The organism is Nocardioides guangzhouensis (assembly GCF_004519545.1).
Taxonomy (GTDB): Bacteria; Actinomycetota; Actinomycetes; order Propionibacteriales; family Nocardioidaceae; genus Nocardioides; species Nocardioides guangzhouensis.
Genome location: NZ_SDKM01000002.1, coordinates 88,071 through 101,992, shown reverse-complemented (window position 1 = coordinate 101,992; position 13,922 = coordinate 88,071). Strand labels below are relative to the sequence as shown.

Annotated in this window: 7 protein-coding genes; 3 read left to right on the top strand and 4 right to left on the bottom strand. The window is 73.2% G+C overall.

Annotation, left to right across the window (positions count from 1 at the left end; all coding sequences use genetic code 11):
• Positions 1-81: 81 nt before the first annotated feature.
• On the top strand, positions 82-1,338 hold the full coding sequence (locus EKO23_RS01785) for a calcium-binding protein (protein ID WP_246050861.1): 1,257 nt from the start codon (positions 82-84) through the stop codon (positions 1,336-1,338).
• A gap of 34 nt (positions 1,339-1,372) precedes the next feature.
• Here the strand turns inward: EKO23_RS01785 and EKO23_RS01780 are convergent, their stop codons facing one another.
• Together EKO23_RS01780 and EKO23_RS01775 are read right to left on the bottom strand one after the other, a co-directional pair.
• A complete protein-coding gene (locus EKO23_RS01780) occupies positions 1,373-3,442 on the bottom strand; it encodes a YhgE/Pip family protein (RefSeq protein ID WP_167880281.1) in 2,070 nt (689 codons plus the stop codon).
• The gene (locus EKO23_RS01775; protein ID WP_167880280.1) at positions 3,439-6,327 is read right to left on the bottom strand and encodes an MMPL family transporter; all 2,889 of its coding nucleotides are present in this window, start codon (positions 6,325-6,327) and stop codon (positions 3,439-3,441) included. The genes EKO23_RS01780 and EKO23_RS01775 overlap by 4 nt, the downstream gene beginning before the upstream one ends.
• 202 nt (positions 6,328-6,529) lie before the next feature.
• Here EKO23_RS01775 and EKO23_RS01770 point away from each other — a divergent pair, with 202 nt between their 5' ends.
• The gene (locus EKO23_RS01770; RefSeq protein ID WP_134713464.1) at positions 6,530-8,038 is read left to right on the top strand and encodes a CYTH and CHAD domain-containing protein; all 1,509 of its coding nucleotides are present in this window, start codon (positions 6,530-6,532) and stop codon (positions 8,036-8,038) included.
• Entirely contained in the window at positions 8,026-8,655 is a 630-nt protein-coding gene (locus tag EKO23_RS01765) for a 4'-phosphopantetheinyl transferase family protein (RefSeq protein ID WP_134713462.1), read from the top strand. Before EKO23_RS01770 ends, EKO23_RS01765 begins: the two co-directional genes overlap by 13 nt.
• On the opposite strand, the gene EKO23_RS01760 is transcribed toward EKO23_RS01765, so the two are convergent.
• Positions 8,603-9,919, bottom strand: a complete 1,317-nt coding sequence (locus EKO23_RS01760) for a M1 family metallopeptidase (protein ID WP_134713460.1) — start codon at positions 9,917-9,919, stop codon at positions 8,603-8,605. The two genes, EKO23_RS01765 and EKO23_RS01760, sit on opposite strands and share 53 nt — an antisense overlap.
• Complete coding sequence (locus tag EKO23_RS01755; RefSeq protein WP_167880276.1) at positions 9,916-13,830, bottom strand: Pls/PosA family non-ribosomal peptide synthetase; 3,915 nt, start codon at positions 13,828-13,830, stop codon at positions 9,916-9,918. The genes EKO23_RS01760 and EKO23_RS01755 overlap by 4 nt, the downstream gene beginning before the upstream one ends.
• Positions 13,831-13,922: the final 92 nt, after the last annotated feature.

The window sequence follows — 13,922 nt, the reverse complement described above, 5'->3', positions numbered from 1 at the left end:
TCCTTGCGCCGGCGGGCTGCTGGCCCTAGAAACAGGTGCACGAGCCAAGGGTGGCCAGGTCAGAGGGGGGACGGCGTGAGCATGGTCGGATTCGGGCGGGCCGGGAGTCTTGGGGGAGCGATCGTGCTGGTCGCGGCGGTGACGGCGATGCCGCCGGCGTCGGCGGAGCCACCTCCGACGTGTGCAGGCCAGGCGGCCACCATCGTGGGGACGGACGGCGATGACGTCCTGCACGGGACGAGCGGCACCGACGTGGTGTCGCTCGGCGAGGGCAACGACAGGTTCAACGCCGGCCTGGGCGACGACATCGTCTGCGGTGGGCCGGGCAGCGACGTGCTGAACGGCATGGGCGGCGCGGACACGTTGTACGGCGAGGCGGGCTTCGACCAGCTGTACGGCGGGCTCGGGGCCGACCACCTGGACGGCGGCCTCGACGGGGACGACCTCTGGGACGACACGATGGGGCCGCCGACCGCCGGTGGCGACGGCGCCGACGTCCTCATCGGCGGGGACGGGAACGACCAGCTGCAGATGTCGGCGGGCGACGGGCTCGGCGGAGGCAGCCCCGACGAGGCCGACGGCGGGGCCGGGAGGGACCGCGTCGGCTACCTGTCCTCCCCCGTGGGGGTGACCATCCGCGTGGCGGCGGGCACCGCCACCGGGAACGCGGTCGACCGGTTCGTCGCCGTCGAGGGCTCGTTCGGGGGCTCCCTGCACGCGGACACCTTGATCGGCACTCCGGGGGCCGACCGGCTGATGGGCGGCGGAGGCAAGGACCGGGTGCTGGGTGGCGCCGGCAACGACGTGCTCATGGCCGATCGCGGTGTTGTGGACGCCGGCCCCGGCAACGACGTCGTGGACTCCGAGAACGAGTCGGCACGCGATCTCGCCGTACGGCTGGACGACGGGGACGACCGGGTCACGTTGTGGACGGGCCGCTCCATCGAGGTGCGCGGCGGTGACGGCAACGACACCGTCACGGTGGTCGAGCCGCACGACACGGCCGGCCTCCGCGCCCGGATCACCGGAGGGCGGGGCCACGACAGGGTCTCGTTCGCCAACGTTCCTCGCCGGATCCACGTCGACCTGGCGGCGGGGCTGGCCACCTTCTACCGGAGCCGCCTGCACCTCCACTACGTCGACGAGATCGTCGGCTCCAGCAAGGACGACACCCTCGAGGGCAATGCCGACGACGACGTGCTGCGTGGCCGGGGCGGCGACGACGTGCTGCGCGGACGGGGAGGTCCCGACCTGCTGATCGGTGGACCGGGCCACGACGTCGCGTACGGCGGGCCGGGCCGCGACCGCTGCTTCGCGGAGCGTCGCCTCTCCTACTAGGTGTCACGACGGAGTGACCGGCCCGCCGGGTCGGTCACTCCGTCGCGACCACCGGCGCCCGGGCCACCCGACGCTTGCGGACCAGGAGCAGCGCGACCAGGGACGCGCCGAGCCCCCACACCACCAGCACCGTCACGGTCCCGGCCAGGGAGCCCACCGAGCCGCCGGTGACCAGCTGGCTGGCGGCATTGACGTACGCCGGCAGCGGCAGCAGGCGGTTCAGCATCTGCAGCGGCTCGGGTGCGGTCTCGATCGGGAGCACGTTGCCCAGGGCGGCGACCTGGAGGAGCAGGAACAGCACGAACGCGAGGAGGCCGGCAACGCCCCAGGCCCATCGCAGGACGAGGCCGACGAGGGTGAAGGTGACGGCGGCCAGCAGCGTCAGCAGGCCGAACTTCACCGGACTCGCCATCCCGACCCGCAGCAGCAGGACCGCGACCAGCACGGCGACCCCCTGCGCGAGGGCCAGGGCCACGGCCGGCCGCAGCTGCACCTCGGTGAGCCGTCGCGAGGAGATCGGGCTGCTCGAGTGCCGCAGCACCTTGCCGATGTCCCGGCGCATCACCCCCAGCAGGGCGGCCAGCCACAGGATCACGCCGAGCACGACGCCGATCAGCCACCCGTTGGCGTGCTCGGTGTGCTCCACCGACGAGGTGAGCGCGACCGGTTCGCTGACCACGGTCTCCAGTGCCTTCTGCTCGTCCTTGGAGTACGTCGGGCTCTGCTTGGCCAGCTTGTCCAGGCCCTGGCTGAGCTGCTGGGCACCGTTGTCGGCCGAGATGGCGCCCGAGCTGAGCGAGCTCGCGCCCGAGGCCAGCTGCTGTCCGCCCGAGGCGGAGGAGGCCGCACCGGCAGCGAGGCGCCCCGCCGCCTGGTCCGTCTCGGCCGCACCGCTCGCGAGCGAGACGGCGCCGCTGCGCACGTCGTCGGCGCCGGAGCTGACCTGCTGGCCGGCAGCGCTGAGCTCGTTCGCGCCCGAGGCCAGCGACCGGGAGCCGGCCGCCAGCGCATCGGCCCCGGTCGCCAGTCCCTTGTCGGCGCGGGCCACGCCGTTGGTCAGGCGTGAGACCGCGGCGGCGCCGGCGGCGACGCGGCCGGCGCGGTCCCGCGCCCGCCCCAGGGCGTTGCAGAACCGCGTGGAGCCGCCCTCGCGCTGGCAGGTGGCGGCCAGCGCGCGTACGTCGATCGCGAGGCCACGACTGCCCCGCTTCAGCAGCCCGGCGGCCTCGGCGACCTTGGCCGAGCCCGAGGCCACCGTGTGGGCGTCGCCGGCGTACCCGGCCTGTCGCGTCGCGAGTGCCTGGGCACCCTCCGCGACGCCGCCGATGCCGTCCTCGAGCTGGTTCGCGCCGGTGGCGAGGCGGCGAGCCCCGCCGGCCAGGTCGTCGGCGCCGGTGCTCAGCGAGCCGGTCCCGGTCGCCAGCTCCGCAGCGCCGGTCGAGAGCTGGTCGAGCCCGGTGGACAGCTGCGCGGCGCCGGTGGACAGCTGCGCTGCGCCCTGCGCCACCTGGTTGGTCCCCTGGGCCAGCTGCTCGCCGCTGGAGGCCGTCTTCTGGTTGTTCTGGGCCAGCTGGTTGAACCCGTCGTACACCTGGCCGAGGTAGCCCTGCGTCGACTGCTGGCCGAGTGCGGTGGCGGCTGCCGCGGCGGTGGCCTGGCTGATGTAGGGCACCGTCGAGCTCGCGGCACCGTTGCTCACCAGCGTCAGCTTCCCCTGGACCGGCTTGTCGGTGCCGGTGGACAGGATCGACTTCGAGAAGTCCTCCGGGATCGTGAGCACCGCGTAGTACTGGCCGTTCTTCAGCCCGGCCGCCGCGTCGTCCGTGTCGGCCAGCGTCCAGTCGAGGTTCGACTGTCCGGAGCCGGGCTCGGTCAGCGAGGCCGCCAGGGCTCGTCCGGCCGCCATCGGCTGCGGCTGCTGGATGATCTGGTCGTTGTTGACCACCGCGACCGGGATGCGATCCAGGTTGTCCTGGCGGCCGGTGGTCGCCCAGACCAGGACGGCAGCGGCCACGAGCGGCAGCACCAGTCCGACCAGTGCCAGGCTGCGCCAGGGCACGGCCTCGCCGGGTTCGCCGAACTCAGGGGTCAGCGAGCTGCTCATGTCGATGCCTCCTCCGGCTGCTCCGCAGCCGTCCGTCCGGCTGCTGCCGCCAGGCGCTGCCGTCTCCATGCGTCGGGTCGCAGGAGCACGGCCGTGGTGCCCTGGCGCGACAGCTCCTGGGCCATCGCCTCGGCCGTCCCTGCCGGGACGTTGCTCTCGGGGCCTTCCTCGATCAGGACCAGCAGCCCTGCGCCTCCGGCCACGGCGAGGGCGGCCTCGACCACGGCGGCCGTCGTCGCGGCCCGGCCGAGGGGGCCGGGGTGACCGTCGACGACCGCGGCACTCCGCTGCAGGTCCTCGGCGAGGGCGGTGCCGCGCGCGACGAACTCCGTGCGTCGCCGCCGCGACGACACGCTGAGCCTGGCGCGCTCCTCCACCTGGTCGGACACGGGTCTCTCGTCGTCGCCCGGGCGGCCGACCTCGACGTACGCCGCCGCGGTCTGCACCGCGCCTCCCTGCTCCGGGAGCAGGAGTCCGCCGACGACCAGCTCACCGCCGCTCGGCCGCTGCCGCCCGACCAGCACCTGCGCGAGCTCCACCGGTTCGACGTCCTCGGGCACCGGCAGGTGGGTCACCCGGGTCGGAGGCGCCTCGAGGTGGACGGGCGTTGCGCCGGCCCGCACCACGAGGTCACGCGCGACGAGTGCCGTCGTGCCGTGCGTTTTCTCCCAGTCCTCGTACTCCACCTTGCGGTGCATCGCGGCCCCCTCCACGTCGACCTCCGGGATCCGCGCGTCCAGCCACGCCGGCAGCCACCAGGCCCGGTGCCCGAGAAGCATCAGCACCGCGGGCACCAGCGTCATCCGCACCACGAAGGCGTCGACGAACACGCCGACCGCCAGGCCGAACGCGATCGGCTGGATCGTGTTCGAGCCGTCGGGGACGAACGTGGTGAAGACGGAGGTCATGATCAGCGCGGCTGCGGTGACCACCGGAGCCGAGGCACGGAAGCCGGTGTAGATCGCGTCCCGCGGATCGCCGGAGTGGACGTACTCCTCCCGCATGGCGGAGACGAGGAACATCTCGTAGTCCATGGCCAGACCGAACAGCACGCCCATCAGGAAGATGGGCAGGAAGCTGACGATGGGTCCCTCGGTGAGCCCGGGTATGCCGAGCCAGCCCCACTGGAACACCGCCACGACGACGCCGAGGGCCGCGCCCACCGACAGCAGGTAGCCCAGCGTGGCCTTGAGCGGGACCGCCACGGAACGGAAGACGATCATCAGCAACAACAGCGACAACCCGATGACGATCGCGGCGAACGGCAGGAGCGCGCCGGCCAGCCGGTCGGACACGTCGATGTTGGTGGCGGTGGGCCCGGTGACCAGGATGTCGGTGACGCCGTACTTCTTCTCCAGCGCGGAGCTGTTGTCCCGCAGCTCGGTGACCAGCTCCGCAGTCGACGGGGCGTTCTGGCCGGCAGTCGGGATCACCTGGAGCAGCGCGGTGTCCCCGCTCTCGTTGGGCGTGGCCTGGGGCACGGCCACCACCCCCGGCAGCTGGCGGAGCCCCTTGGCCAGGTCGTTCACGGTCTGGGTGGGGTTGCTGCTGGTGATCACCCCGGCCGTCACCGAGAGCGGCGCGTTGTAGCCCTCACCGAAGGTCTCGGTGATGACGTCGTACGTCTGCCGCTGCGGCGTGTTGACGGGCGCGGTGCTGTTGTCCGGAAGCGCCAGCTCGATCCGGAGCGCGGGGATCGCCAGGACGAGCAGGAAGCCGACCACGGGCACGATGGTCAGCACCGGGTGGGCGGTGACCAGGTGGACCCACCGGGCCCGCAGCAGGACCTTCTCCTTCGTGCGCTTCTGCTTCGTGCGCTTCTTCGGGGGGCGCTCGTCCGCGGCGGGCTTGTCTGGCCTGGTACGCCGGCGCGGTCGGAGCCGCTCGCCGAGGAGCAGGGCGATCGACGGGACGAGCGTCAGTGCCGCGAGCACGGCGACGGCGACCGCCGCGGCCGCGGCGAGGCCCATGACGGTGAGCACCGGGATCCGGGCCACGGCCAGCCCGGTCAGCGCGATGATCACGGTCGTCCCGGCGAAGACGACGGCACTGCCGGCCGTCGCCATCGCCCGCGACATGGCCACGACGGGTTCGATCCCGGGATCGGCCAGCTGTCGCCGGTAGCGCGAGAGCAGGAACAGGGCGTAGTCGATGCCGACGGCGAGACCCAGCATCTCGGCCAGGTTGGGGGAGGAGCTGTTCACCGTCACGACGTTCGAGATCACGACCAGGGAGCTGATCGTCACGCCGACGCCGACCAGCCCGGACAGGATCGGCATCCCGGCCGCGACGAGGGACGCGAACGTGACCGCGAGGATGACGAACGAGATCCCCAGCCCGATCAGCTCGGGGATCCGGCTGGGCGGATCACTGGCGTTGTAGGCGTCTCCTCCGACCGAGGTCGTGATCGCCGACCGCGCCGACCCCGTCGGCCGCCCGGCCTCCAGGACGGCGTCGAGCGTCTCCTCCGACGGGTCCACGTCGGCGAAGGACGCGGTGCCGAGGGTCGCGGTCTTGTCGGAGGAGAGGATCGGCGCGCTCTGTCCGGGCGGCGGCCCGAGCGGGTTGCTCATCGAGACACCGCGGACTGCGTTGATCGCGCTCGCCACCTGCTTGACCGCCTTGGCGTTGGCGGAGTCGGTGACCTTGCCGTTCGTGGCGGTGAAGACGACCGTCGCGGTGGTACCGCTCTGGTCGAACCGGTCCAGGATGATGTCCTGGCCCTCTTGGGACTGGGTCCCGGGGATGCTGAAGGAGTCGTCGTAGTCGTCGCCGAGCACCATCGAGAGGCCGACGACCGTCCCCAGGACCAGCAGCCAGGCCACCACCACGAACGCCGCGTAGCGGCCGAGCATCCCGCCCAACCGGTGCAGGAACACTGACATGCGACAGCCCCTCCCTCGGCCGTCGGGCCCCCGAGACGCCGTCGGGCAGGTCTCACAGCGGCATGCGGTCACGATCTTGCCCACAGGAGGGGCGTGGTCGTCAACGCGCTCTGGGGGTCGAGCGGCCACGTGGGCCATGGCGCTGATCCGGGGTCGTCATGGTCCAGCGGCGCCGTTCACCTTCGTGCGGTAGACGTAGGCGATGGCGCGCACGATCGAGATGCGGTACGACGCGACCGCGGGCCTGCCGGCGCTGGAGGGACTGCCCGGATCGACGGGCACCGTGGACGGTGCCGTGGACGAGTGGGACACCGTCTACTTCGACACGGTGTCGCTCGAGCTCACCGCGGCCGGCGTGGTGCTCTGCCGCCGGGAGGGCGGAGGCGAACCCGGTTGGTTCCTGACGGTGCCCATGTCCGGGGAGGACCTGGACGTCCGCGTGCCGCTGGCCCGGTCGACGCACACCGCTCCCAGGGAGCTGCGTGGAGCGGTGACGGCGTTCGCGGGGAACCGGGTGCTGCAGCCCGTCTGCCGGGTCCGGACCGTGCGCCGGAGCCGGCAGGTCGTCGGCGGGGTCGAGCGCCGGGTGCTCACCGAGGTCGTCGACGACGACGTGGTCGCCGAAGTCCTCGTGGACGGGCACGAGAGCGCCCGCTGGAGGGAGTGGACGGTGCGGCCGGGGGACGCCGATGACGAGCTCCTCGCGGCCCTGGCACGACAGCTCGGTGAGGCCGGCGCGGGCCCGGCCACGGGCGCCCACGGACTGGCGGTGATCCTCGGAACGCCCCCCGTGGTGCGGCGCGAACCGGGCCGCCGGCGGGTGCGGCGGGGCAGCCCGACGTCCGAGCTGGTGCAGGGCCAGCTGGTCGGGCTGGTCGCCCAGGTCCCGGAACGCGATGTCGCCGTACGCCGGGACCTGCCGGGCGCCGTCCATCAGCTCCGGGTCACCTTCCGGCGGATCCGTAGCCTGCTGGCCAGCTTCGAGAGCGTGCTCGACGCCGAAGACGTGGACGCGCTGCGGTCGGAGCTGAAGTGGGTGAACGACCTGCTCGGAGAGGTGCGGGACGCCGAGGTCGTGCTGGCCCGCTTGCTCACGCGCCTGGACGAGCAGCCGGGCGAGGTGCGTTCACCGATGGCGGTTCGCGTCGTGCACCAGTCGATGCGTCGCCGCCACGACGAGGCACAGCGCTTCGTGCTCGCGGCGATGGAGTCCCCGCGGTACGTCGAGATGCTGGAGCGCCTGGCCGAGGTGGCCGACGCTCCACCGTGGCGGAAGCGGGCACGCAAGCGGGTCCGCGACGTGGTCCCGGACCTGCTGCGCGACGACGTCGCCCGGCTCGGGAAGAGGATGACGCGACTCCCCGCGTCCGGCGACCCCGACTTCGCGCACCGGCTCCACCAGGCACGCAAGGCCGCCAAGCGCGTCCGCTACACCGCGGAGGCGTGCCGGCCCGTGTACGGCAAGCACGCCAGGAGGCTGGCCCGGTCGATGAAGCAGTTCCAGCAGCACCTCGGCGAGCACCACGACGCGGCGATGACCAGCGAGGTGGTGCGGGAGGAGGCTGCGGCCCCGGGGACCGACGGGCGCGTGGCGTTCGCCCTCGGGCGCGTCGACCTGGTCGAGGAGCAGGCCGGCTTGCGCATCGCGAGCGAGGTGCCTCGCGCCTGGACGCGGCACCGCCCCCGGAAGCTCTCGGGATGGGCGAGGTGACGGGCCGACCCCGCGTCGCCGTCGCCTGGTCCCGGGGCGGCGACCGGTCGGTGCTCGAGTCGCTCACGGCCTGTCTCCGGTCGATCGGGTGCGACCCCGCTGGCATCGAGGTGGTCCGGTCGTGCCGTCGCTGCGGGGGCGACGACCACGGTCAGCCGCGCCTCCGTCGCCGGGGGGCCGACCTGCCGCAGGGGATCAGCATCAGCCGGTCCGCGGGGGTGCTGGCCGTCGCTGTGTCCGACGGCGCTCCGGTCGGCGTCGACATCGAGAGTCCCGAGAACGCCCGGTTCGACGGCTTCGACCAGGTGGCCCTGCACCCGGACGAACTCCGACCCCGCACGATCCGGCAGCGGGCGATCGTGTGGACCCGCAAGGAGGCCTACCTGAAGGCGCTGGGGCTCGGACTCGACATGCCCCCGGACCGGGTGCGGGCCAGTGCGCCGGACGGTCCGCCGCGCATCCTCGACGGCGTGCCCGGGGCGGGCGACGTACAGCTGGCCGACCTCGAGGTCCCACCCCCGCTCGTCGGCTGCGTGGCCGTGGTCTCCGCGGCGCCGCCCCGGGTCACCTGCGTGGAGGCAGCGGCGGCAGCTCCAGCTCGTCCAGCCAGGCCCTGAACAGTGCCCGGACGCCACCGCCCGCCCGGGCCTCCACGAACGAGGTGAAGTCGGCGGTCTCGACCCCGCCGTTGCGGTGCTCGGCCACCCACCCGCGCAGGACGTCGAAGAACGTCTCGTCACCGACGGTGAGCCGGAGCGCGTGCAGGCACAGGGCTCCGCGCTTGTAGACCCGGTCGTCGAACATCAGGTCCGGTCCCGGGTCGGAGAGCTGCAGGTCCTGCGGAAGGTCCGACAGCTTCTCCCAGTGGGCGACCGCCCGCTCGTGGGTGGTGTCCTCCCCGCACTCCTCGGACCAGAGCCACTCGCTGTAGCAGGCGAACCCCTCGTGCAGCCAGATGTCCTTCCAGGACGTGGCCGTGAGGCAGTTCCCGAACCACTGGTGGCTGAGCTCGTGCGCCACGAGCCGCACGGCACCCCAGTCGGACCGGACGAGGTTGGCGCCGAAGGTGGACAGGCTCTGGGACTCCAGCGGGATCTCGAGGTCGTCGTCCGTGACGACCACGGTGTACCCGCTGAACGGGTAGGGACCGAAGAGCTTCTCGAACGTCGCGATCATGTCGGCCTGGCGACCGAACGCGTCGTCGAGCCGTTCACGCAGGCGTCGCGGCGCCACCAGCCGGGTCGGCACCGGGGCTCCGTCGACCTCCTGCACCTCGTACTTCCCGATCTGGACCGTCGCGAGGTAGGGCGCCATCGGCTCGTCCTGGCGGTAGGCCCAGGTCGTCGTCCGGCCGTGCCGGGTCGAGGCCGCCAGCTCACCGTTGGCGACCACCACGTAGTCGCTCGACGTGGTGACCTCGATGAAGTAGCTGGCCTTGTCGCTCGGCCGGTCGTTGCAGGGGAACCACGACGGAGCGCCGTGCGGCTGCCCGGCCACGATGACCCCGTCCTCGAGCTCCTCCCACCCGGCGGTGCCGAGGTGGCGCTTGCGGATCGGCTTCGGGTTCCCGGAGTACAGCACCACGACCTCGACGCGACCCCCCGCGGGGAGCTCGTGGAGGAGCCGCACGGACAGCCGGCCGCGCAGGTGCGAGTGCTTCGCGGGCCGTCCGTCGACGAGGACCTTGTCGACGTGCAGGTGCTGCAGGTCCAGGTCGATCCGCTGGAGCGGTTCGTGGGCGACGACCGTGAGCGTGGCGCGGGCGTCGAGGTGGTTCCGGCGGAGGGCGTAGGTCAGGGCGAGGTCGTAGTGCTCGACGCCGTACGACGTGTCACCGTGTGCCGAGACGTAGGAGTCGGCGCCGCTGCGGATCAGGGTCATGCGGTGCCGTGGTCGGGAGCGTCCACCCAGGGACCGATCGGGTTGCCGATCCAGCAGGTCTTGTCGGGGACCGACTCGCCTCTCATCACCAGTGACACGGGGCCCACAGTAGCGTGGCGCCCGATCCGCGAGGCAGGCAGAACGACGCTGTTGGCGCCCAGCGTGGCGCCCCGCCGCAAGGTGACGGAGTCGATGCTGAGCACCCGGTCGTGGAACAGGTGGGTCTGCACCACGCACCCCCGGTTGACCGTCGCGCCGTCGTCGAGCCGCACCTGGTCGGACTCGGGCAGCCAGTACGTCTCGCACCACACGCCACGGCCCACCCGGACCCCGAGCATCCGCAGCCACAGGTTGAGCACCGCCGTCCCGGTCGCCGCCCGGGCGAACCACGGTGCGGCGACCACCTCGACGAAGTTGTCGACCAGCTCGTTGCGCCAGACGAAGGAGCTCCACAAGGGGTGCTCGATGGCAGCGATCCGGCCGACCAGCAGCCACTTCGCGAGCACCGTGACCAGCGCCGCGACCGCGCCGGCGGCGAGCAGGACCGGACCGGCCAGGACCGCGGCGACGGCGCCACCGGCTGCGTCCGCCAGCCCCAGGATCGCCGCGGCCGCGGTCCACGCGATCGCGGCGCCGACCACCAGGGGGATCACGCGACAGGCCTCGACCAGGGCCCGGGCGACCTGCAGCCGACGGGCCGGCTGGTAGGTGCGGCTGTCGTCGGCGCCCTCGGCCGCCCTCCGGAGCGGCACCGGCGGGCTTCCGAGCCACGAGGCACCGGCCTTGGCGGACTTCCGCCTCGGCGCCGCGGACAGCACCGCGACCAGCGACTCCTTGGGCACCTTGCGGCCGGGCGCGGCCATGCCCGAGTTCCCGACGAACGCACGCTTGCCGATCTTGACCCGCTCCACGCGGAGCCACCCGCCGCCGAGCTCATAGCTCCCGATCAGGGTGTCGTCGGCAAGGAACGACTGGTCGCCCACCGAGGTCAGCTTCGGGATCAGGAGCACGGTCGAGGCCTCGACGTGCGAGCCGACCCGGGCACCGAGCGCGCGCAGCCACGCCGGGGTCAGGGTGCTGGCGTAGAGGGGGAACAGCCAGGTGCGGGCCTCGTCGAGCACGCGCATGGTTCCCCAGGCCTGCCAGGCCAGACGGCTGTGGATCGGGTAGTGCCCGGGCTCGAGGCCGACGCCCAGCAGCCGGACGGTGGCGAGCACGAGCAGGCCGAGGGTGAGGTACCCGAGGACGACCGCGAGCGGCAGCCAGGCCAGGCCGGTCAGCCACGCCTCGCGGAGCGAGTCGGCGTCGACGACGGGCCGCCAGAGCACCAGCGCGGCCACGAGGCCGGACAGGAGGGGCAGGAGCGAGACGGCGATGCTCAGGACGGCGTACGCCGTGGTCCACCGCGGCCTGCGCGCCGGTCGCTTCGGCGACCACGGCCCCCGTGCCGTCCGGGAGACCGGCTCGGCCGGCGAACCCGACCAGAACGCTCCCTGCGGCACCGTGCCGAGGACCGCCGAGCCGGGGGCCACCTCGGAGCCTCTCCCCAGGCTCGCCCCGGGACCGAGAGTGCTGCGGGTCCCGACGCGGGCGCCGGCGCCGATCGTGATCGGACCGACCCGCAGGACGTCGCCGTCGACCCAGTGGCCGGCGAGGTCCACCTCGGGCTCGACCGAGCATCCTCTCCCCAGCCGCAGCATGCCGGTGACCGGCGGGAGCGAGTGCAGGTCGACGTCGCGCCCGACCCTGGCGCCGAGGGCTCGTGCGTAGAGCGGCATCCAGGCGGCGCCGGCGAGGTTCGCGGCGCCGAGCTCGTCGGCCAGACGCTCCGCGAGCCACACGCGCAGGTGGACCGTCCCGCCGCGTGGGTGGTCACCGGGCCGGATGCCGCGGGTCAGCAGCCGGGCGCCGAGCGCGGTCAGGGCCATCCGGCCCGGCGGCAGGACGAGCAGGACCCAGCCGAGGACGGGCCAGACCCAGGACACCGTCGGCGCCCACGTGGCACCGGCGGCGGCCAGGATGTTGCTGGTCGCGAGCACGTACGTCGTCCAGCGCAGCCCGGACAGCATCCGGAGCGGCACGGTGAGCACGACCTGCCCCAGCTGCGTGTCCCACGGCGTCGGCCGCACCTTCCGGTCGACCGTGGTCACGGGACGGTCCATCGAGTCCAGCAGGCCCGCCAGTGCCCGGACCGTCGGGTTCTCGTAGATGTCGGCGACGGTGATGTCGGGGTGCGACATCCGCAGGCGGGACACCAGCTGTGCCGCGGTGAGGCTGCCGCCACCGAGGTCGAAGAAGTCGTCGGACGGTGCGGTCACGACCGCCCCGAGCACCTCCAGCCAGTGGTCGACCACCTGGCGTTCGCTGTCGGAGAGACCCGCCAGTGCCTCGCCGGACTCCTCGCCGGGCTTCGGGCCGCTTCCCGGCACCGGCCAGGGCAGCGCGTCGCGGTCGATCTTGCCGCTGGTGCGCGTCGGGAGGTCGTCGACCTGGGCCAGGCGCGGGACCAGCGCGGCCGGCAGGTCCCGGCGCAGCCGTTCGGTCGCGGCCGCCTGGTCGAACCCGTCGGAGGTGGAGATGTAGCCGACCAGGATCTGGTTCCCGGCCTTGCTCGTGCGCACGGCCGCCGCCGCCCCTGCCACGCCGGGCAGCGCGAGCAGGGCGCTGTCGATCTCGCCGAGCTCGATGCGTCTCCCGCCCAGCTTGATCTGGTCGTCCGCACGGCCGGCGAAGACCAGACCCTGCCCGTCGAACCGGACGATGTCACCGCTCCGGTAGGCCCGGTCCCAGCCCAGCGTCGGCATCGCGGCGTACTTCTCCGCGTCCTTGGCCGGGTCGAGGTAGCGCGCCAGTCCGACCCCGCCGATGATCAGCTCGCCGGGCTGGCCCTCCGGCACCGGGACGCCGTTCCCGTCGACGACCGCCAGGTCCCACCCGTCCAGGGGGAGCCCGATGCGCACCGGCCCGTCGGCACCCAGCGGGGCGCCGCAGGCAACGACGGTGGCCTCCGTCGGGCCGTAGGTGTTCCACAGCTCGCGCCCCGGGCGCGCCAGCCGGGACCCGATCTCCGGTGGGCAGGCCTCACCACCCATGATGAGTAGCCGCACCCGGTCGAGCGCCTCGCTCGGCCAGAGGGACACGAGCGTCGGCACGGTGGAGACGACGGTGATCTCGTTGGCCACGATCCACGGACCCACGTCGACGCCGCTGCGCACGAGGGAGCGCGGGGCCGGCACCAGGCAGCCGCCATGCCCCCAGGCCAGCCACATCTCCTCGCACGAGGCGTCGAACGCCACCGAGAGCCCGGCCATCACCCGGTCCTCCTCGCCGAGCGGCGCGTCCTGGAGGAACATCCGGGACTCGGCATCGACGAAGGCCGCCGCCGACCGGTGCGAGACCGCGACCCCCTTGGGGGTGCCGGTCGAGCCGGAGGTGAAGATGATCCAGGCGTCGTCGCCGGGACGGACCTCCACGGCCGGGACGGGATCGCGACCCGGCCGGCGCGGGGTGAGCCGGAGCCCGTTGCCGAGGATCGCGGCGACGTCGGCCTCGTCGAACACCAGACGGGCGCGCTCGTCCGGGTCGTCGGCGTCCACCGGCACGTACGCCGCGCCGGCGAGCAGCACGCCCATGATCCCGACGTACAGGTCGAGCGTCCCGGACTTGATGCGCACGCCGACCCGGTCACCACGGGCGACCCCGATCTCGCGCAGGCTGTCCGCGACCTCGTCCGCCGCCTCCGCGAACTCGGCGTACGTGAGGACCTCGGCTCCGTTGTCGAGGGCGTGGTCGTCCGCGTGCTCGCGCACCACCCGGCGGAAGATGTCCACCAGCGTGCGTGGTGGGGCGGCGTGCCCGGACCTCAGCAGGTCAGGCACGGTCCCCGGGGCCCCGACATGGGTGTCAGCCACGTTCGTAGTGTCCCGCCCCAGGTGAACGGGGAGTAGCCCGGAGATCGCGTCGCGGACCGGACCCTCGCTCCGGAGCGGCAGCGGCCGCCGCG

What these genes read in the sequence shown, in the direction of transcription:
- EKO23_RS01785 (WP_246050861.1), top strand. Translation starts at nt 82, where the DNA reads ATGGTCGGATTCGGGCGGGCCGGGAGTCTTGGGGGAGCGATCGTGCTG.
- EKO23_RS01780 (WP_167880281.1), bottom strand. Translation starts at nt 3,442, where the DNA reads ATGAGCAGCTCGCTGACCCCTGAGTTCGGCGAACCCGGCGAGGCCGTG.
- EKO23_RS01775 (WP_167880280.1), bottom strand. Translation starts at nt 6,327, where the DNA reads ATGTCAGTGTTCCTGCACCGGTTGGGCGGGATGCTCGGCCGCTACGCG.
- EKO23_RS01770 (WP_134713464.1), top strand. Translation starts at nt 6,530, where the DNA reads ATGGCGCGCACGATCGAGATGCGGTACGACGCGACCGCGGGCCTGCCG.
- EKO23_RS01765 (WP_134713462.1), top strand. Translation starts at nt 8,026, where the DNA reads ATGGGCGAGGTGACGGGCCGACCCCGCGTCGCCGTCGCCTGGTCCCGG.
- EKO23_RS01760 (WP_134713460.1), bottom strand. Translation starts at nt 9,919, where the DNA reads ATGACCCTGATCCGCAGCGGCGCCGACTCCTACGTCTCGGCACACGGT.